Annotated in this window: 12 protein-coding genes and 1 pseudogene; 7 read left to right on the top strand and 6 right to left on the bottom strand. The window is 50.3% G+C overall.

Annotated elements, in window-relative coordinates:
* Window positions 1-77 precede the first annotated feature (77 nt).
* Together KP702_RS04370 and KP702_RS04365 are read right to left on the bottom strand one after the other, a co-directional pair.
* Window positions 78-509: pseudogene (locus KP702_RS04370) on the bottom strand (MgtC/SapB family protein); the annotation flags it as partial.
* A gap of 57 nt (window positions 510-566) precedes the next feature.
* Window positions 567-2501 (bottom strand): glycoside hydrolase family 32 protein, encoded by a 1935-nt coding sequence (locus KP702_RS04365; protein ID WP_215768564.1) that lies wholly within the window; start codon window positions 2499-2501, stop codon window positions 567-569.
* A 111-nt stretch (window positions 2502-2612) separates the two neighbouring features.
* Here KP702_RS04365 and KP702_RS04360 point away from each other — a divergent pair, with 111 nt between their 5' ends.
* The 4 genes from KP702_RS04360 (at window position 2613) to KP702_RS04345 (ending at window position 7846) form a co-directional block, all read left to right on the top strand.
* Window positions 2613-3608: a bile acid:sodium symporter family protein gene (locus KP702_RS04360; RefSeq protein ID WP_202206899.1), complete on the top strand. Its 996-nt coding sequence runs from the start codon at window positions 2613-2615 to the stop codon at window positions 3606-3608.
* Between the two features lie 110 nt (window positions 3609-3718).
* On the top strand, window positions 3719-4465 hold the full coding sequence (locus tag KP702_RS04355; RefSeq protein WP_202206898.1) for a sulfotransferase family 2 domain-containing protein: 747 nt from the start codon (window positions 3719-3721) through the stop codon (window positions 4463-4465).
* Between the two features lie 224 nt (window positions 4466-4689).
* A complete protein-coding gene (locus KP702_RS04350; protein WP_202206897.1) occupies window positions 4690-7179 on the top strand; it encodes a TonB-dependent receptor in 2490 nt (829 codons plus the stop codon).
* A gap of 160 nt (window positions 7180-7339) precedes the next feature.
* Complete coding sequence (locus KP702_RS04345; RefSeq protein WP_202206896.1) at window positions 7340-7846, top strand: DUF892 family protein; 507 nt, start codon at window positions 7340-7342, stop codon at window positions 7844-7846.
* An 18-nt stretch (window positions 7847-7864) separates the two neighbouring features.
* Here KP702_RS04345 and KP702_RS04340 read toward each other — a convergent pair whose 3' ends face one another.
* Window positions 7865-9304, bottom strand: coding sequence for a discoidin domain-containing protein (locus KP702_RS04340; RefSeq protein ID WP_252348552.1), 1440 nt, complete (start codon window positions 9302-9304; stop codon window positions 7865-7867).
* Between the two features lie 55 nt (window positions 9305-9359).
* Here KP702_RS04340 and KP702_RS04335 point away from each other — a divergent pair, with 55 nt between their 5' ends.
* From KP702_RS04335 to KP702_RS04325, 3 genes are all read left to right on the top strand, one after another.
* The gene (locus KP702_RS04335; RefSeq protein ID WP_202206894.1) at window positions 9360-10592 is read left to right on the top strand and encodes a DNA repair exonuclease; all 1233 of its coding nucleotides are present in this window, start codon (window positions 9360-9362) and stop codon (window positions 10590-10592) included.
* Complete coding sequence (locus KP702_RS04330) at window positions 10592-13999, top strand: AAA family ATPase (RefSeq protein ID WP_215768563.1); 3408 nt, start codon at window positions 10592-10594, stop codon at window positions 13997-13999. Before KP702_RS04335 ends, KP702_RS04330 begins: the two co-directional genes overlap by 1 nt.
* A 151-nt stretch (window positions 14000-14150) precedes the next feature.
* Window positions 14151-15014 carry a helix-turn-helix domain-containing protein gene (locus tag KP702_RS04325; RefSeq protein WP_215768562.1) on the top strand — a complete coding sequence of 288 codons (864 nt, stop codon included), beginning with the start codon at window positions 14151-14153 and terminating at the stop codon, window positions 15012-15014.
* Between the two features lie 85 nt (window positions 15015-15099).
* Here KP702_RS04325 and htpG read toward each other — a convergent pair whose 3' ends face one another.
* The 3 genes from htpG to flgK form a co-directional block, all read right to left on the bottom strand.
* On the bottom strand, window positions 15100-16965 hold the full coding sequence (gene htpG, locus KP702_RS04320; RefSeq protein ID WP_215768561.1) for a molecular chaperone HtpG: 1866 nt from the start codon (window positions 16963-16965) through the stop codon (window positions 15100-15102).
* Window positions 16966-17032: 67 nt separating this feature from the next.
* Window positions 17033-18100, bottom strand: a complete 1068-nt coding sequence (locus tag KP702_RS04315) for a flagellin (RefSeq protein WP_202206890.1) — start codon at window positions 18098-18100, stop codon at window positions 17033-17035.
* 2 nt (window positions 18101-18102) lie between these two features.
* Window positions 18103-19626, bottom strand: coding sequence for a flagellar hook-associated protein FlgK (flgK, locus tag KP702_RS04310; protein ID WP_215768560.1), 1524 nt, complete (start codon window positions 19624-19626; stop codon window positions 18103-18105).
* Window positions 19627-19636: the final 10 nt, after the last annotated feature.

Genomic DNA, 19636 nt, shown 5'->3' with positions numbered 1-19636 from the left:
GCTCGTCTTAGCTGCGCCGAGACTCATGAACAGAGCCGTCATTCCTGATCCACTGCATCAATCTGTGGCGGCAGGCGGCGATCGATCCATTTCACCAGAACTCTCAACACCGTATTGGCACCAAGAATAAAGACGGTCAGCAGAGCTGCTTCCGCAATCATGTCGCACCCTGTGCACGCACCGATGGCGGCTGAGCACCAGAGTGTTGCCGCAGTGTTCAGGCCCCGCACATTGGGGCCATCTTTCATGATGACGCCGGCGCCAAGAAATCCAACGCCTGATACCACGTAGGCAATCACGCGAATGGCCGAGACATCTCCGCCAATACGCTCTGCGAGATCTACGAAAGCAGACGCACCAATCGCGACCAGCGCATTGGTGCGTAACCCGGCGGTCCGTTGGCGGAACTGACGTTCCGCCCCGATCAGCGTCCCAAATACAAAAGCAGCCAGATAGCTTCCGAACGTATCCAGAAAGGAGTGCGCATCAAAGGTCTGGGTAAAATGCATTGTTACTCTTTCGCTGCCTGCCGTGTATCGCGGTTCAGAAGCCTTGGCTGTTTGCGATCATACGGCGGTCGGACGATCCATGGTTTTCCGAAGAGGATACAGACTGAGATTTTCGATGGTTGCACCAGCGTTTGTTGCCTGAAGACTGAGTGTATCCAAGGGACTTGCAGGAAACACCAGAGCTGTCCCAACCGACAAGCCATCATTGATGAAGATTTCGAGCGCGCACGCATCCAGAACCAGTTTCAACGAGAAACGTCGGCTGTTTGCTGTCAGTGGCGTGGAAAACCTCTCCGTGAAAAATGGCTGCGAAAAGCCATGCAGATCTCCGCGATCCAGCCAGAGCTGCGCTGAAAATGCGTCAAACCCGATAGACAGAGACTCTCCCTGACCGTTGGAGAAGACAATCAGGAAACGACCCGCTCGCCCCTTGTTGCCATCAGGTTGCGGGTTTCTACGCTCATCCACAGTTACCGTCAGAGAGAGTTCAATAGCCTGCCCTGTGGGGATGGAGACCTGAACGCCGCTCTGAGCAGCAATACGCTCAACCCGAAAGGGAATCTGCTCGCCTCTCAGCGTTTCCAGTCCTCGAGGACGCTGCACCAACCGTAGCCAGTTCATATCGTCCCGCCTGAGCGACAAGGTTCGCGGAAGGGTCATAAGACCGCGCCAGCTTCTGTTCGGAACCTCTTCGCAATACTGCCAGTTCCCAAACCAAGCGAAATAGACGGCCTCGTTGCCCGGCATGTTTTCATAAACCTGCATAGCATAGCTGTCTTTGGCGAAGTCCGTCAGACCTATGACCGTGTTCTCGGGGATAAAGCGCTCACCGTCGAAGTCCCCTACAAAATACTGCGTGACACTTCCGCCCTGAGGTCCACCGGGATTGACTGAAACGAACAGAACCCACCGGGATGCCTTCCCCTCATCCTCAACCTGCAATTCAATAAGATTGGGGCATTCATAATCCACGCCGAACAGACCTGCTGGCCCGAAATCACTGAGATGCATCCAGTGTTTCAAATCAATTGATCCGTAGAAGGCCACCCTGTGAGCCCGCGCCTTCACGACGACCATGACCCACTTTCCACTAGGTTCGTGCCAGAACACTTTCGGATCTCGGAAAGAGTTCAGCCCGATATCCAGAACAGGGTTGTGCTCGTAATCGATAAAGCGCTTACCGCCATCCGGACTCCATGCCAGATACTGCGTCTGCTTCTGGGGTGTAGCGCGCGTGTAAAGAGCAACCAGACCACCCGGCATGGATGGTAACGGCGGAACCGAAGGAGCCGCTGGCGGAAGTTCAGCGGTTGTTGGTGGATCAAAAACATGCCCGAAAGGAGCACTAGTCCCCGGACCAAGAACATCCATGTTTTCCGGCGAAAATGGCACATCCGACGTGGCCTTGGTCAAGCCGGGAGCCAAGGCCTCAACTGCCGCCTGCGTTGCCGTCTTGGGAGCAGGTGGAGTGTCCCCTTGCGTAGGGGAGCTTGCCTTCGGGGGGAAAAGACCAGAAGCATTATTCCGGTCCAGAACCACACACCCTGAATACGCTTCGCCAGCGGCTGTCTGATCAATCGCGACAGGTTGATCTTGCCACGTGTATAAGTCCGTACTGGTTGCATGACCCCAGTGAACCTGACCCGCATAGGGTGCGAAAGGGTCGTACTGGTAATAGAGATGATACGTCTGGCCATCGAAAATCAGTCCGTTGGGATCATTCATGAACCCGGTCTGCGGCGAGAAATGAACCGTTGGGCGATAGAGATAGTCACTCTGCGTTCTGACAACGGGCTGGCTTGCTATCCCCGGATGATTGCCTGGCTCCTGATGGGAATTGCTGGGTTCATCGTGATGAGGGGTCATTGCAGACATCGGCGTTTCCTCGGCGGCTCTGGCAATCCGGCTACTGCCGACAGCAGCTCCTGCGGCTAAAATGCTGGCCAGAGCCGTGCGGCGCCCGAGTTCGGGCCTGTCGTTTCGATCTGTCATACCTCCACCATACAGAAGGATGCTTAACCCGGAAGCCTTTCAGGAAAGTACCCGTCTTCAAAAAGAGGAAGGACATTGCATGTCCGTTGCGAATACGCACATAAGAGCGTCATGAAGCGCTTTGACCCTTTCCTGATGGCCCTGATCTGCGCGATCATCCTGGCCTCCGTCCTGCCCTGCCGCGGGGAAATGCAACATATCCTGCAGCAGGTCGTCACGGTTCTCATTACCCTGATGTTCTTCTTCCAGGGAGCCAAACTTGAGCGCCACGCCATTATCGAAAGCGTGCGCGACTGGCGCCTTCAGGGAACGGTTCTGCTCTGCACATTTGCTCTCTTCCCGCTTCTGGGCATTGGGCTGCATCTGCTCTTCCGCAATTTGTTCCCGAATGCGCTGTTCGGGGAAGATCTGTGGGCTGGCATTCTTTTCCTGTGCTGCCTGCCTTCAACCGTTCAGTCCTCGATTGCCCTGACTTCGATTGCACGCGGCAATGTTCCTGCGGCCATCTGCGCAGCCACTGTGTCGAATATTGCAGGCATTGCATTGACCCCTCTTCTGACAGGCATTGTCCTTGGTCACGTTGGTGCAGGTCATTCACCCCTTGAGAGCGTTCTGGACGTTGCCAAGGAACTGCTTCTTCCGTTCCTTCTTGGGCAGATCCTTCAGAAATGGATTGGCCCGATTGTCAAACGCCACAAATTCCTGATTTCGTTCACAGATCGTGGCTCCATCGTCGTGGTCGTCTACACCGCGTTCAGTTCAGCCGTTGTCGAAGGCATCTGGCACCGCGTTTCACCGCTTCATTTGCTTGAGGTGGCATTGCTGGACAGCCTCATGCTGGCGCTGGTGCTGGTGGCCTCGCACTTCATGGGCAAGGGCATGAATCAATCCACGGAAAACAGCATCGCGCTTCAGTTCTGTGGCTCAAAAAAATCGCTGGCCTCTGGTGTTCCGATGGCGAGCGTTATCTTTCCCTCTGCCTCGGTAGGCATCATTGTTCTGCCTCTCATGATCTATCACCAGATCCAGCTTTTCACCTGCACGCTTCTGGCTCGCCATTACGGAAAACGCATCGGTTTGGAAGCACCTTCAAAGCCCCACTCCTGAGCTTCATGTCAGAGTTGTTAAAGAGGTTTCCTTTTGTCACGAGGTGGTCTTTGACCCCCTCAGGTTCGTAGACCAGTGTGGCCCCAGTTTGAAAACCGGAGCTACAGACTATGCCGTCATACTCGACCTTGGTTCAGGAAAAAATTCCTGAATCGTCGGTACTCAGGCCTGTACCAGACGGCGTTCCACAATCCCTTCTCTGCCGACTTTTCCGCGTTCAGCAATTCAATGATATTCACGAACGGGCTGCAGAACTGCATCTTCGCCTGCCCTTGGGCAAAAAGCGCCTGAAACGCTTGGAATGTATTCGAAGTGCTGGCGCACTGTTTATTCATGTTCCCAAGAACGGGGGCACATCCATCTGCAACCAGCTTTACGGCTGTTCCATGATGCATCAGACGTTCCGGTACTATCGTCATGTTACGCCGGAACTCTCCAGAGAACTACCGAGCTTTGCCATCTGGCGCGACCCGGTAGAACGATTTGTTTCCGCGTGGGCCTTTGCAAGAAAAGGCGGCACTTCAACGGTCAGGATTCACCCTTCTGTCAATGCACTTTACCGCTCTTTCGATACGCTGGATGATGCCATCACACATGTAGAAAGCCAGTCATCCCCATATGATGTGGATCATGTTTTCCGCCCGCAGGCTTGGTACATTTGCGGAAAAGACGGAAAGCTGGAAGTAGATCGCCTGTTTCCTATGAAACAAATTGCGCAGCTTCCGGAGCTTGTTCCAGCCATGAAGGGACACATCATCCCTCACTTAAACCAGAACCCGCACGCAATCGAAGTCACGGCACTTCAGGAACGCAGAATCCGCAGGCTGTACCAACAGGACGAAGCGTTACGGCCGTAAGGCCAAGAATAGAGGAAAAGAGAAATATTCTCCTTTTCTCTAAACTGTCACAAAGCATACAGCTATCGCTCTATAAATAGCTTCCGAACGACTGCATTGTTGCGAAATTACCATACACACTAAATGTCATAGTGTGACTGACATCATCTGATTGAAGATCATTTCAAACCATGGTCTTTCTCAGCCATACCAACCCCACCTGGCCGAGAAAGACCCCACAGACGATGCGCCTTACACGCCTCCTCTCGACCTCTGCGCTGATCGCATTTGGCACACTGCCAGCACTTGCAGCGCCTGTTTCAGATACGAAACATCAGTCTCAAAAATCCCATCCGAAAACGGAAGTAGCTGCTCCATCCATGATGGGTAGTACGGCTCCTACCGATGTGCATGAAGAGCATGTCTCCGTCAGCGGCCGTCATTCTTTCGATGGCGTAACGCGTCGTGCCGTGGGTGGTGGTTTGATGGAGAAGCAGGATAGCGCCAAATCTGTCTCGGCCGTCTCTCGCGACTTCATCGAGAAGCAGGTTCCTGGCGCTGACCCAATGCAGCTGATCTCTCTGCTTCCAGGTGCAAACGTTTCGTCTGGTGACCCTGCAGGCCTGACGGGCAGTTCCATGAGCATGCGCGGACTGGATCAGTCCCAAATCGGCTTTACACTCGAAGGTTTTCCGATCAACGACATCGGTAACTTCGCGGTTTACTCTCAGGAAATCGTAGACTCCGAAAACCTTCGTACCGTTCGCGTAGCCCAGGGCTCCGCTGACCTCGACAGCCCACATATCAGCTCTACCGGCGGTGTGGTCGATATGTACATGATTGATCCCACCATGAAGAGTGGTGGTCGTCTTGGAGTCAGCTACGGGTCCTATGATTACACCCGCGGCTTTCTGCGCCTGGATACGGGCAAAATCGGTAACACCAATCTCCGCGCATACTTCTCAGGCTCCTATGCCACGGAAGGCGTGAACAACAGCGATGCGACAAACCGCAAGCTGCACGCAGAAACCAAGATCGTGAACGACTGGGGCGATGGAAACCGCGTCTCTCTCGCGATCGTGGGGAACCGACTATACAACTACTTGACCCCGAACGTGAACAAGGCCTCTTGGGATGCCTATGGCCGCGGGGTTAAGGATCGCTACGTTGCTCCGGGACGAAACGCAGCGGGTCAATCGATTTCCAATACTGTCTGGAACTCCTCCTACGATCCCTCCGCGTCTGACAATGGCGCTTCTTATTACAAGCTCCATCAGAACCCGTTCACCAATATTTATGCCAGCGCACCGTCAACCTTTAAGCTGACAGACCATCTTGTTCTGACTGAAACGCCTTATTTCTGGTATGGTGATGGCAGCGGCGGAAGTGGTCGCTACACGAACCTGGACTCCCTGAATTATGGTGAGCAGTCTGTAACAGGCTCCCTGAACGGCGCGGGAGGTCGGCGGATGCTTTACAACCCGTCCCTGACCAAGACGTATCGCCCAGGTGCTGTCACGAAGCTCACCCTGACAACAGGCAACAACCGCCTGATGGTCGGTTACTGGTTCGAATATTCCAAGCAGGCGCAGCAGGCACCTTATACGGGCGTTGGTGCTGATGGTAACCCTTGGAATGTCTGGGGGAGCGATGCAAATGCCATCCTGTCCAATGGCCAGACTTACCAATTCCGCGATAGCCTGACACAGACACGCGTGCATACGATGTTCATTGGTGACACACTGTCGCTGCTGAACAACAAGCTGACCATTGATGCTGGCTTCAAATACGCAATCGTTCTGAGAAGTGGGACGAATATGCTGCCGGATACCTCTACAGGGCGAAATAGCAGCCATACGTATCAGGAACCGCTACCAACAGTAGCCATCCGTTACCAGATCAACCCTGAAAACCAGATCTTTGTTTCTGGTGCCACTAATTTCCGGATGCCAACCAATTACGCCCTGTATGATGCTGGCGTTTACAGTGCCAGAAGCCATGCCTACGCAACTCAGGCAAACCTAAACCAGAACCCGGAAATCTCGATTTCAGAAGAAGTTGGATACCGTTACACTGGCAAAACCATTATGGGGTCCATCACGTACTTCCATTATGATTTCACGAACCGTCTGATGTCATCCAGCCAGTGTTTGGATAGCCTCTGCCAGAACTTTGTCTCCACCAACGTCAATGCAGGCGGTCAGACAACAAACGGCGTAGATGCTGAAATTGGTACGCGGCCAATCTTCCGTTACTTCCGCCCATATGTGTCCTTCGAGTATGTTGATGCCCGCCTGGGCAGCAACCTTCAGGCTGGTAGCGGCTCTGGCATCGATTATCTCCATACCAAGGGCAAATTCGCTCCGGAAACACCGAAGTTCCAGGTTGGCTTCAACCTTGATTATGACGATGGCCATCTGTTCGGTGGTTACAACCTGAAGTATGTGTCCCGCCAGTACTCCACGTTCATGAACGACCAGTCCATTCCGGGCTATGTCCTGATGAACGCGAACATCGGCTATCGCTTCGGCAACCTTGGCTTTTTGCAGGCTCCGAACGTTCGCATTAACTTCTCCAATCTGTCGGACAAGGCCTACCTGGGCTTCGTCAAGGGCATTCAGACCAACGCAAAACAGCAGACTGGTATCTTCGGCAAGACTATCAGCGGTTCTGCTCCAACATATGCGATTGCAGCTCCATTCGCCGCTATTGCGAGTGTAAGCGCCGGTTTCTGATATTCAGAACCAGACGCCGCGTTATTCAGTCCTCGTGCCAGCCTTTGGCATGAGGACTTTTTTTTATGCCGCTCTCCAATTTTGATCATGACGTTGACAGTTCACTCGCCATGAACAGATATAGGCTCAGATCCCGTCATCGTGACGCTAGAGGAAACCAATGGCTGGCAGAACCAAGTCCACAGAAACAACAGCACTGGATATTTATCTGGAGCGGTTGCAGGACCATCTGGCGATCGAGACCAAAGCCATCGAAACCGTTCTTTCAGAACTGCCATTCTGTGAGCGCTATGGAAGTGTCAGTGCCCAGATGAAGCAGGATCTCATCCTGCGCCGACAGCATGTCAGCGACATTACGGCGATTCTTAGCCGGCATGGCAGGCACACACCCGCGACCCATGAGACGGTTTCTTCCATTCTCAGCACTGTCTCCAGTCTGCTGGTCACCGGCGAGGAAAGTAATCTTCTCAAGAACGTTCTTACAGACGTGAGTTACCGCGCTCATCAAATCGCATCTTTGAATATACTTATGATCCTGGCAGATCGACTGGGTTTTAGCAGCGATCTTTCTCTTTTAGAGCGCCTCCGTAGTGAAGAAGTAGCCTCGACTGAAACGCTGCAAGAGAACCTTCCAGATATCGTTACACAATATCTCCTCAACCATTGAGACTATATTTTTTGGGCTTCAGTCAACGTTCCCATAAACCTGGACCTGGCTGAAATGCAGGTATGTCTTTTCGCCAAGAACTGTAATCCTTACAAACCTTGCCTTAACCCCTTCCGGGGTTGTCCAGATATAGGGTGTGCCGTCGGCACCACCGAAAATCTGTCCATCTTCTTTGCGATGCACTTCAGTCCAGGATTCTCCATCAGTTGAGACGGAAATCGTCAGATTAGCTGCGCGTTCCAATGCGGAATCAAGTCGGTTAAACAGCCTTACTTCATGAACACAGGCTTTTTCCTGAAGATCGACCTGCCACCAGGGATTCTTCTCTTCAGCAGTATGGTGAGCTGGAAAATTTCCAATTTGTCCCGAGAGAGGACCTTCCGCGTCATCCTCTGAAGAAATTTCCGAAAACGTTGAAGATTGTGTTGCGGAACAACCTTCTGACAGCAGCGGCCAAGTAGAAATTGGGAAAACGCAGGTTAGCCGAGCATCGGACAATTTCTTCCAGTAATCAGCTAGATAGGTGTCCTGAACGGCATTCGTCATGGAGAAAAAAACTGCCCGTTCTGCCTGCGTCATACTCTGCCAGGTTTTTTGAGCAATGAAATTTCCGACAACGCTCCGCTTCGCCCGGATCTCAAAATCCTGTTCAGACTTGATATTGTAATGAGCGATAAAGGCCACATCCACGATGGCGCGGTTACGCTGGTTCTCCTTCAGATATGCCCAGGCTTTTTCAGGAAAATTGTCATAGTACCCATTCATGGAATCTCCCAGAACATTAATTGTCCTGAGATCTGGCGCTACAGTAAGAAGGTTATGATGAATAGCTTCATGCGGGTTCTCAAATATAGCCTCGTACGGAACCATCGCTGAACGTACAAGAATTTTTGTAAAAGGCGTTGCTCCATCTTCGCGACGTATATAATTGGTTAGCACAGCACCTTTAGGTCTGGTTTTATACCCACTATGACCAAAAAATGACCAATTAAAGTAAAGAGCATCAAGCGGAGGAAATTTTTCAAGAAATTTCCCGATATCATCGCAATCTTTTAGGCAAAGAAATTCATCGACATCCAAAAACATATGCCACTCGGTTTCAGTCGAGTAGTGGCGTAAATAATGAAAGAACATCTGAAACTGGGCACCGACAATCCCATAGTGAACGAATGTCACTTTAGGATTTTGTCCAACAGTTAAAGGAAGAATTTCATTGTAAAGTTCGGCCGGATCATCATCATTGCAATATATATAGACATGATCAAACCCTATCGAAAAATGATAGGTAAGCCATTCCAAAATATACGGTGTTTCCCAACGGACTGTAGTTACCAAGGAAAATTTATGCTTTGGAGAAAGTCGTTGTCCTCCTCCAGCAATCACTTCACGAGGGGCAGTACCGTAGGCCGTCCAACTATCCATAAATCCGGCATAGGGTGGGTCGTCTCGCCTCGTCAAGGCCTCCTTCTGAAACACTCTTCGTTCGACTCTGCTCTCAGGTTAGAGTGTTGGCATGCCCAACTTCTCCTTCCTGCACGCTGCCGACATTCACCTTGATAGCCCCCTTAAAGGACTAAGCCGCTATGAGGGCCTTCCACTGGAAGAAATTCGAAATGCAACGCGACGGGCTCTTGATCGTCTTATCGATACCGCACTTGAAGAGAAGGTAAATTTCCTGATCCTCGCAGGTGATCTGTATGACGGGAGCTGGCAGGACGTCAGCACCGGCCTCTACATGATGAAGTCGCTCAGCCGTCTCGTGAATGCTGGAATTCGAGTTATCACTCTCTCAGGCAATCACGATGCCCAGTCTGTCATCGCACGTGAACTTCCCCGTCCCCCGGGCATTGATCACTTCAGTTACGATGCTCCTGAAACTGTGCGGCTGGAAGACATCCAGGTAGCCCTACATGGTCAAAGCTTTCGGGACAGACATGTTCGGAAAGACATGACGCCAGCATATCCTGCACCTGTCCCAGGTTGGTTCAATATTGGCGTCCTGCATACGTCTCTTTCAGGCTACGGCGAACACGAAACCTATGCTCCTTGCTCCATAGAGACACTTACATCCAAACACTACGACTATTGGGCTCTGGGGCATGTTCATGCCCAACAAATTGTCTGTCGCCATCCCTGGATCGTTTTCCCAGGCGTACTGCAAGGCCGGCATATCCGCGAAACAGGCTCGTGTGGTGCGGTACTTGTGACTGTCGAAAATAACATCGTTCAGTCTGTTACGCCGCTCGCATGTGACGTCGTACGCTGGACCCATATCGTCATAGATATAGCCGACATGCATGACATGGAGGACATTAATCATGCTGCAAGACGGTACATGGAGAAGGCACTTACTCAGGCAGAGGGACGTACTGTTATTGCACGGGTCACGTTAACGGGTGCATCCTCCCTTCATGACAGTCTCTGTGCATCTACATGCTGGCAAGACGACTTACGAAGCATAGCTGTCTCTCTGGACACAGGTCAGAACCAGATTGCGCTGGAAAAACTCCGGAACAAGACGACGTCTCTACCATCGGCAAAGACACTGCACGATGTAGATGCCGCTTTGGCAGAGTTAATCAGCGATCCTGAGTTTTTGGCCATGCTCCCCGAAGAGTTTGAAATGTTTTTTTCTGCATTACCCAGCTGCGTAGAGAAAAGCGCATTAATGGCTGACGATAGCAACTGGCCCTTGGAAGAGGCCAGATCTGCCTTACGAGCACGACTTATGGGAAGTACCACCTGATGCGGTTTGATCGTCTTGACCTCTTCCGATATGGCGGCTTTCAAAATCGCAGCATTGCCTTCCCTGAATCGGAAGCGGATTTCCATGTCATTCATGGGCATAATGAAGCCGGAAAATCCACAATGCTTGCAGCTATAAGGGATTTTCTTTTCCAGTTTCCGCATCACATCAGCGCAGACTGGATGAGTGCTGCCCCCCTTCTGCGAGTGGGTGGAAAAGTAAGCCATGAAGGAGAAGTTCTGGAGGGCGTGCGCCGAAGGGCACGCACACAGACTTTCTATGAGCCAGACGATTTCACCCCACAAAGTGATGACCTTCTAAAGCGCTGGATGGGAGACCTGGACGCAAAAAGCTTCGAAGCTGGATGGGCTCTTAACCACACCCGGCTCCGTGAGGGCGGGGAAGAAATGAGACGCCTCAAAGACGACGCCGGCCTCCAAATTCTATCAGCAGGTCTGGGAATAGGCGGTCTGGGGGGTCTAATGACCTCTCTTGATAAAGAAACGAGTACCCAATGGAGAAAAGGGAGCAGCAAGTCAGAAATTCTCAAGACGAAGCGCGACCTTTCGGAACTCAATAAAGCCTTGAGAAGCAATGCCGTCCTTCCTCATGACCTGATTGTTGCCCGTGAAGCGCAAGCGAAAGAAGAGCAGGCTCTTTCAGAATGCAACGCGGAACAACAGCGTCTCTTGATGCGGCAGCGAGAGAATAGCCGCGCCAGAAACATCAGCATCCCCTACCTTCAATTGTTAGATCTGCAATCGCAACTCTCCGGATCCAAACTCCCAGAATTTTCCAGCCCTGAATGCGACAACTTCGAAGCCATCCTCTCTGAAATCAAAACTCAAACTTCTATTGATAACGAAACAAAGTTAAGATTAGAAACGGTTTCGGAATATATCAAATCACTCCCGGACAAATCCGCCATTCTGAATGATGGCGAGAAAATCATTTCATTAGAAAACAGAAACGATCTTATTTATAAGATCGAAAACGATACGAACTTAAAAACAAGTCGAATTCGAAATGACAAAATCTGGTTGGAGCAATTCTGGGCGCGTCATCATGCTTCCCCTTGCCGCCTTCCCAGCGCAGCCGCATTGGAGGCTTTAAACAAAAAGCTTCAGAAGCGGGAAAATTTCATTACTCTTGAGCAGGAAATAAAACTTCGCATCTCGAGATTGAGACAAGAGCAAGATGCCATAAAGTCCCTGTCCGACGGACCCAAGAGTGTTTCTACGATCGATCTTCAACGCTTAAAAGCCAGCCTGAACCACGCGCGCAACCTTGGAGCCATTGATGATGATCTTCAAGAACTGCAAAAGGCGCTAAAAGCTGCCATTCATGCCACTAATGCCGCTTTTGATCGTCTCCTTCCCTGGACTCCCGCCGATCCATCTACGCGCTGGAGAGCGCTTGACGGTCTGCCTATTCTACAAAAAACAATCATTGACGCTGAGTGCCTTGTCTGGCGTGAGCTTGAGGATAGACACTTCAAAGAACGTGATCTTCTTTTAACGCTCCAAAAAGACTTCTCGAAGAAAAGTTTTGATTACGATGCCTTGGAAAGAAATGGAGAAGCCGTTTCTCCTGAATCGCTCTTAAACGCGCGGCAGATGCGTAATGCGGCTTGGGAATCAATTCAAAGCCTCCTGCAAACTAAGCAGCATCCCGAATCATCCGTTCTAAACGCTTTCTCGGTTTTACTTGAAAATGCAGATACACTTGCGGATCGGCGGCACGCATATGCTGAGAAGTCTGCTCGATTAAACGATCTTAGCCAGCAAATTACCACAATAAAAATAGAAATTGAGCAGGCTGAAAGAACCGTTTCTCTTATTAAATCAGACCAGATATCTCGGCAGCAATCTTGGTATGCGAAATTAAAATATCTCGGCTTGCCCGAACTTGCGCCTGCAGAATTTCTCGGTTGGTGTGATGCCAGAATCGATGCTCTTTCAAAATCAGAGGATCAGAATCGAGTTTACGAAATTCTGCAGCAAAAGCAGCAACAAAAGCATTCGGCACTCAAAGAGTTAGTACCTTATATATCTGATACTCAGAATGATAATTTTGCGCTCTGTCTTCAACATGCACAAAATATCCAGGATGAGTATGAAAATCGTTTAAGAGCCGCTAGGGATAAAAAACAGGCCCAGGAAAGACTAGAAACATCTCTTGCTGCTGAAGAAAATCAACTTGAAGCGCTGCGGGATAAGTTGGCCCTATGGCAAGTCGAGTGGGATACAGCCTGTGCCTCCTGTCACTATCCTGCTGGTCCCCGCCAAGTTGACCTTGGGGATGTACAGGAAGCTCGAGCCATTCAAATTCGCTTGGAAAATGAAGAAAGCGAACAGCTTAAAAATAATACGGATATCCTAGAGTTCAAAAATTCACTCAATTTTGTTCTCGAAAAAAATAATACGACCTCATTGGATGAATTGTGCGCTTCACTCAAACAGGCTCAGGAAACAGAACGAAAACGCGAAGAATTTATGGCGCAGCGGGCAACACTTCTGGAAACACTTGACGCGACCAATGCACGACTTACTTCACTAAAGCAGACCCTTTCTCCAATTTTATCGCGGCTTGAAATTCCATTCGGAGAAGGCCTGTATAGTGTCGCTACCGAACTCAGACATCGTGCCAACCTTCTTCAAAGACGTGAAGAACTGAAAGCGATTATTCTCTCCGCAGGTAACGGGCGCTCTCTGGAGACTCTTCTATCAGAAGCGAAACAGGCTGATCCCGAAACTCTTGAAAAAGAGTCGGATGAATTGGAGCAGCAGAATCTTTCTCTGAAACAAAGGCATTCTGAAATTGAAAAAAAATTATGGGATGCCCGTCAGAATTTAAAAACCCTAGAGGATAAAAGTGGATCGCATGAAACGGCTGAGCAAATACAGGAAGTCGAAGCCGACCTGAACGATCGCGCAGCACGATATGTCTCTCTTCGCCTTCAAAGCCTGATGTTACGTCGTCTCGTAGAAAAACAGCGTCAGGAGACTCATGGCCCCTTGTTGAAAAGAGCGGGGGCCATGTTTTCACATCTGACACAACATCGCTATGCAGGGATTGCCCTGGAAGACACGGGAACAGACAACCTGACTCTATCTGGTCTCCTTGCCGATGAATCCTCCCTCGTCTCGGTGCATGCCATGAGCGAAGGTACAAGAGATCAACTTTATCTGGCACTCCGCCTTGCGTCCGTAGAACAGTCTCTAGATCGTGGCATTCAGCTTCCCTTTATCGCTGACGATCTCTTTATAACATTCGATGAGAAAAGGTCTCTTTCAGGACTTGAACTTCTTTCCTCCATAGCAAAAAGAACTCAAATATTATTCTTTACACACCATGAACATATTGCAGATATCGCAAAAAATTTCGGCCATCTCACGAATCTCTAATTTATCCTATCCGAGGAATACTTTATAAATATCTTTCAGATGTTATCTGCCGACATGAAACGAAATTCCATATTTTCATTCCACTACATGAGTAATTTCGTTATAGCAGGCTACTCCTGTGTTCCTCTGGAGGCTCCTTAGAGTTTCTGCCATGACCCAAAAAGGGCATTCCCCAGAGCTGCCCGCTCGCATCATTCCTCTTGCGACGCTTGCCATTCCATCCTCTGGCTTGCAACCGGTTGTCCAAAGACAACAACGCTCCCTCCAAGAAATGCCCGAGAGCCTTTTTCCATACTTCAAAAATGGACAAGCTCTCTTCGTAATCTCGCGAGAAAACGGTGGAAACCTGTATATAGATCGCGAACACCTCAGAAGATCTTATAGTTCTGAGGTGTTCCGTCCTGAGCATGAAAATTTAATTACGGGCAGCATTCTTATATCTGTGACACAAAGCGTTCTGCTTAATCACCTGCCCGTGTTGTCCGGCCTGCCTGTTGTTCATTTTGAGGTCCACTCGGGACCTGGTCGTTTTCTCTTCACGTGTTGTGAATTAATTCTTGAAGGCGCCTTAGAAGCCTCTCCTTCTCAGACTCAAACGCGTCTGTTCAAACATCTGACAGATCTTCTGATCACAACCCTTCTGGATTCTCTAGATCTGGAACTCAGCGTTGCAGGCCGACGTAGACATCGCCAGAAACACATTCGATCCTACATCGAAAGCCGTTTGCAAGAACCCGATCTGACGCCAAAAAGCATTGCAGATGCCTATGGCATTTCTTCCCGAGCACTTTACCAACTCTTTGATGGAGAACCAGATGCTGTTTCGGGGTGGATTTTGAGCCAGAGATTGGAAAGGATTTACAAAGACCTTCAGTCTTCCACTTACGTTTCCATGACCATCGCCGAGATTGCTGCCAAACATGGCTTCAGAAATGCAGCTCATTTCTCAAGGCGCTTCCGTCAAAAGTTTGGACTTTCGCCTAGGGAATTTCGTCAGAAGAAACTGACAGGATAAAGTATTACTCGTTACCCAATTACCTAGAAAAGGCGGAAGAGTAATCTTCCGCCTTTTTTCTGTCCAGACCGCTACTAGCACTCAATTAAGTAGCAGAAGTGCCAGCAAGCAGCTTTGCAAGCAGGCGGGCAAAACCGGTCGGGTCTGGCAAAGGCTCACCTTCCTGAACACGAGCCAAATCCAACAGCACGCGTGCAAGATCCTGAATGTTTTCTTTATTCTCGACACGCTGAGCCAAAGCTTTGATCAGCGGGTGACGAGGATTAATTTCCAAAATGGGCAGTGTTTCTGGAAGAGCCTGGCCTGACCGGCGCATTAACCTCTGCATGGCCAGATCTGGTCCGCCCTCAGAAGTCATGACGACCGCGCTATCCGTAAGACGAACCGTACTACGAACATCTTTCACTGCATCACCCAAAGCCTCCTTCAACGCAGGAACAAGGGTGTCTACATTGGCTGCCTCGACTGTTTCCTCACTGTCCGTAGGGAACTTCTCAAGATCTCCATGAGAATACACGACTGACCGCAAGATTTTGTCGTTGTATGAATGTAATCGCTCTGGCCAGAATGCATCTACCGGATCTGCGAGGAGAAGAACCTCCAGTCCACGGGCTCGGAAGCCCTCCAACTGTGCGGATGCTTTCAAAGCCTCAAGGTTATCGCCCGTGAGGAAGTAAATAACGTCCTGTCCATCCTTCATGCGCGAGATATAGCCATCAAGCGTCGTTAGATCGTCATCATGAGTGGTATGGAACCGTGCGAAACCGGCAATTTCCTGACGGTGCTCACTATCTTCCCACAAGCCTTCCTTGAGAACCGCTCCAAAGTTTTCCCAGAATGCATTAAATCCAGCATCTGCGTCCTTAGCCCGGGTTTTAATCTCCGTCAGAACCCGTTTCGTGACAGCCTTGCGGATACGAGCAAGAACTGGGGTTGCCTGCAGCATTTCACGAGAGACATTGAGCGGAAGGTCTTCCGTATCGACTACGCCCTGGACAAAGCGCATCCAGTTGGGAAGCAGATCTGCGTCGTCCGTGATGAACATGCGGCGAACATGCAGGTGAATCTTGCTTTCCCTAGACTGTTCCATGAAATCAAATGGTCGAGCGCTGGGGAGAAACAGAAGGGCTGTGAACTCTGTCGTCCCTTCTGCATGCCAGTGCATGGTTGCATAAGGCTCATCAAAGGCACGCGCGATGTGCCTGTAGAATTCCGTATATTGCTCAGGCGTAATTTCAGCCTTCGGCTTGCGCCACAAGGCTGTTCCTTCGTTGGCAGCTTTTTCTTCGACTGTTCCGTCTTCACTAACCTCACGCAAGGTGATCGGCCAGGAAATATGGTCGGCCCATTTGCGGATAATCGACCGAAGACGCCAGCTATCCAGAAACTCTTCCGCATCACTTTTCATATGCAGAACAATGTCAGTGCCAGGCGTAGAGCGGGTGGAAGGCGTCAGGGTAAAAGCGCCCTTCCCGTCTGAAGACCAAGTCCAGGCCTCGTCTGCCCCAGCCTTGCGGGACGTCACATCCACCCTGTCGGCAACCATGAACGCCGCGTAGAACCCAACACCAAACTGACCAATCAGACTTGGGCGATCTTCAGCTTTGGCTGCGTTTAGTTTTTCACCGAAAGCGCGTGTGCCTGAACGGGCAATCGTACCTAGATTTTGAGCCAGTTCATCATGTGTCATTCCCACGCCATCGTCAGAAATGACCAACTCTTTCTTGTCTTTTTCCGGAGCAATACGAATTGACGCATTTTCTGGAAGAGCGAGAGCAGAATTCGTCAGCCCTTCAAACCGACGTTTGTCCGTCGCATCTGCTGCGTTCGCAACAAGTTCACGCAGAAAAATCTCTCGATCCGAATAAAGCGCGTGCACGACAAGATCGAGCAGGCGCCCCACCTCTGCACTGAATTCATGCTGTTCCGGCTGGCCTTGCGTTGCACTCATCGTCACCAATCTCCTCTTAGGAAAGTAACGAAGATATGCGACGTCAGGGTCAATTTTTCAACAGAGTTCAGAGATAACTTGCAAGCGTCATACCCTTCATATTTGCGATAATGGAATATGATGCCTGGAGTTGATTGCTGGTATCATTCAATTGGACGGAAACCTGCGCCAGATCTGCATCTTTTGCGGTTCCAAGCTGGGTGGTCAGAGCGGCTTTCATCTGTGCCAGCATCGTACTCTGACTGGTCAAGCTGTTCTGCTGTATTCCAAGGCCCCCACTGATATCGGATAGCCCTTCGATGACACCGGCATTCGTCGTCTGTAATCCTTGAACCAGCTGTGTATGATCTGCGGTCCCTGCATCATCAGAACCAAGAGCAGCAACCACCATCAGGTTTCGTATGAGATCCCGGATTGGTGAGCCTGTTGATGTTTTCGAAGAAGTGCTTCCTTGTGTCGCAACGATACCTGCGGAGACCGTTTGATTACTCCCAACAGTAATTTTCAGGTTTTGCTGGGATGCTGTGACCGGATTAGTCGAAAGCGCTGCGGAAAACGGTTGATTTTGGCTAGTTTGTCCCGCCAGAGAAAGCGTCTCAGACAGAACATCTGAGGCACCACCATTTCCCATGCTTTGTACAGCTTCCTGTATAGAAGACGAGAGATTAGAGTTAGTTAGAATGGTGCTTACGGGGGCAGTAGAAGACTGTAACCCTGCAAAAATATAACTTCCGCCTTCCTGCATGTTCAGCAGGTTGCCCAAGGATAATAAATCTGATTTAGCCTGCTCGGACGCTGAGCTTATGGACGTTGAGGAAACATTCCCAACAAGGGTTGAAAGTGTCTCATTCAAATTATCTGCGATCGTCGAAATTTGGCTGACTGCACTCTGCGTGACCGTTAATCTGTTTTGTGCCATGGTCACGTTGGAGTTCCAGGACGAAACCTGAGTGATTGCAGGCTGAAGCGCCAGCGCCTGCGCACGTGTGTCTCCAAGCTGGGCGTAGTTGCTGGATTTCACGCCCGTAGAAGCTTGTTCCTGAAGATTATCTTTTATCTGGGATAACGAAGCCAGGTTTAGCGTCTGTTGATTCGATAATCCGCTATAACCAAAAGATGCCGTAATTCCAGTCATAATCAGCTTCCAACAGCGTTTAAAAGGGCGGTGAACATGGACTGTACGGAAGAAATAACTTTCGCATTGGCTGAATAGGCGTTCTGTAGTGTAACGATATTTGCCATTTCAGTATCGACAGAGACAGTTGATGTTCCTGCCAGGCTTGAAGAGAGATTGGTCTGCGTTGTTTGTGCAAAAGAAAGACTGCTACTTGCGTTATTAGCTGTCGCGGCCTGGTTGGCTGTCAAAGACGTCGCAAGAGCCACAAGACTTTGACTTCCACTATATCCGGTAGACAATTTCCCCGTCACACCTAAATTATTGGTAGGGGCGGCTACTTGTCCTGTGCCATCTGATTGATTGGTTCCAAACGCATAAGACAGAATGTTCTGGACAACACTGCTACTTGCGGTCTCACCAGATACAAGAAGCGATGGATCGTCCTGATAGGACTGGGAAACCTGAATATTCTGAGCAAAACCAGCGCTTCCCCGCGGCACAATGGACGTCTGGGACGCATCGGGAATATTGCCACTTGATGTTGTAAATAAAGACATGCCCTGCGCATCGAAGCGGCTGGCTACGGTATAGGCTAGAGAGTCAAATTGCGCTTGCATCGTTGGGAGCGTGATATCTCGCAGCGTTATATCAGCTCCGAGGCTTCCACCCGTCAGATGACCAGTAATATCTTTTCCGTTCAGCGTAATTGCTGGAATCGCATTAGCGTCGGAGTTACCCGGGTAGCTCATACTGGTTGAAATTTGCGCTGAGGCTGTCGTCAAAGGCCACGTGCTCGAAATGGCATCTGCTGAACCCGAAGACGTATTGTGTGTAGGGAGCGTGACACCGTCTTCCGTGGTAATGGACATGTCTCCATTGGAGGAAACCTTCCAATTCACACCCAATTCACTGGAGAGCGATGACAAGGCCGTAAAGCGCTGATTTTCAATATCCGCAGTATCGAGCCCTTGCCCTTTAAGAGCCATGATCTTGGTAGACAAAGAGCCAATAGTCGTCAGGTTGGTATTGATATCCGAAACTGACGAGACAACACTATCCTGTGCGTTCTGACGTTGCTCCTGCACAGTGTCTGCAAGAGTGTTCAACGACTGGGTAAAACTATTGGCCGCAGAAATAACTGTGCTCTGGGTGGTCGAACTGGACGCGGAGCTGGTCAAAGAAATAAGAGCTGACTGAAGATTTCCCAACTGATCAGAAAGTGTCCCGCTGCTACCAGAATCTGCAGAGGTTGAACCTTGTAGAGCCGTGACGACAGAGAGCGCGTTGCTTGTTGTCGTATATTGGGAAACATCTGAATTCTGGGAATATAAAGCAGTCTGGATATGTGCGTTTGTAGCCAGACTGGTTGCTGCGCGTCGTACGCCGCCGCCCGTCCCGTCATTTACGACAGACTGAACGTTTGCGACTTCTTTGATGTAACCTGCAGTAGACGCATTGGCCACGTTCTGGGAAGCCGTAGACATTCCATACTGGACGGCCTGCAAGCCAGAGACGGCGATTGAAAGTGAATCAGTCAGCCCCATGATATAGAGT

This window comes from Gluconobacter sp. P5B12, assembly GCF_018812035.1.
Lineage (GTDB): Bacteria > Pseudomonadota > Alphaproteobacteria > Acetobacterales > Acetobacteraceae > Gluconobacter.
Note: the sequence above shows the minus strand (reverse complement) of the source record. Positions and strands in the feature narration are given on the sequence as shown.

Excerpts from the sequence above, each read along its gene's own strand:
- KP702_RS04345 (WP_202206896.1), top strand. The coding sequence starts at position 7,340 with ATGGCTGGCAGAACCAAGTCCACAGAAACAACAGCACTGGATATTTAT.
- KP702_RS04335 (WP_202206894.1), top strand. The coding sequence starts at position 9,360 with ATGCCCAACTTCTCCTTCCTGCACGCTGCCGACATTCACCTTGATAGC.
- KP702_RS04350 (WP_202206897.1), top strand. The coding sequence starts at position 4,690 with ATGCGCCTTACACGCCTCCTCTCGACCTCTGCGCTGATCGCATTTGGC.
- KP702_RS04355 (WP_202206898.1), top strand. The coding sequence starts at position 3,719 with ATGCCGTCATACTCGACCTTGGTTCAGGAAAAAATTCCTGAATCGTCG.
- KP702_RS04325 (WP_215768562.1), top strand. The coding sequence starts at position 14,151 with ATGACCCAAAAAGGGCATTCCCCAGAGCTGCCCGCTCGCATCATTCCT.
- KP702_RS04330 (WP_215768563.1), top strand. The coding sequence starts at position 10,592 with ATGCGGTTTGATCGTCTTGACCTCTTCCGATATGGCGGCTTTCAAAAT.
- flgK (WP_215768560.1), bottom strand. The coding sequence starts at position 19,626 with ATGGGGCTGACTGATTCACTTTCAATCGCCGTCTCTGGCTTGCAGGCC.
- htpG (WP_215768561.1), bottom strand. The coding sequence starts at position 16,965 with ATGAGTGCAACGCAAGGCCAGCCGGAACAGCATGAATTCAGTGCAGAG.
- KP702_RS04360 (WP_202206899.1), top strand. The coding sequence starts at position 2,613 with ATGAAGCGCTTTGACCCTTTCCTGATGGCCCTGATCTGCGCGATCATC.
- KP702_RS04365 (WP_215768564.1), bottom strand. The coding sequence starts at position 2,501 with ATGACAGATCGAAACGACAGGCCCGAACTCGGGCGCCGCACGGCTCTG.
- KP702_RS04315 (WP_202206890.1), bottom strand. The coding sequence starts at position 18,100 with ATGACTGGAATTACGGCATCTTTTGGTTATAGCGGATTATCGAATCAA.